Annotated in this window: 1 protein-coding gene; it reads right to left on the minus strand. The window is 71.8% G+C overall.

What is annotated here, in order from left to right:
• The coding region (locus HUK84_RS21990) for an SDR family NAD(P)-dependent oxidoreductase (protein WP_176642016.1) at positions 1–611 on the minus strand (611 nt) is incomplete at both ends.

Genomic DNA, 611 nt, shown 5'->3' on the forward strand with positions numbered 1-611 from the left:
CCCGGCCTCGGCCGACTGGCCCATCAGCCGGAAGATCGCGCGTACCATGCCCCGGATCGCCCGTTCGGCCGCGTTCGGCGCCTCGGGCACGCGACTGGCCATGATGTCGGTCACCGCCCAGCCCGGATGGGCGGCGAGGGAATGCAGGTTCCACCCCCCGGACTGCGCCAGCCGGTCCAGTTCCAGCGCGAAGATCAGGTTGGCCAGCTTGCTCTGCCGATAGGCGCCGAACGGCGTATAGCGATGCCGCGCCTGCAGATCGTCGAATACCAGCCGGCCGCGCCACGCCGCCAGGCTGGCGACGCTGACCACCCGCCCGCCGTCCGGGGCGCGCAGCAGCAGCGGCCGCAGCCGTCCGGTCAGGGCGAAATGGCCAAGGTAATTGGTGCCGAATTGCAGCTCGAACCCGTCCTCGGTCTGCGCGCGGCGCGGGGCGCCCATCAGGCCGGCATTGTTCACCAGGATGTCCAGCCTGTCCGTCCGCTCTCCCAGCGCCTGGGCGAAGGCCGCGATCGAGCGCAGGCTGCCCAGGTCCAGCATCATGAAATCCGCCCTGGCCTCCGCCCCGCCGGTTTCCGCCACCCGGGCCCGCAGCCGATCCAGCGCCGCCT

The organism is Nguyenibacter vanlangensis (assembly GCF_013376155.1).
Lineage (GTDB): Bacteria > Pseudomonadota > Alphaproteobacteria > Acetobacterales > Acetobacteraceae > Gluconacetobacter > Gluconacetobacter vanlangensis.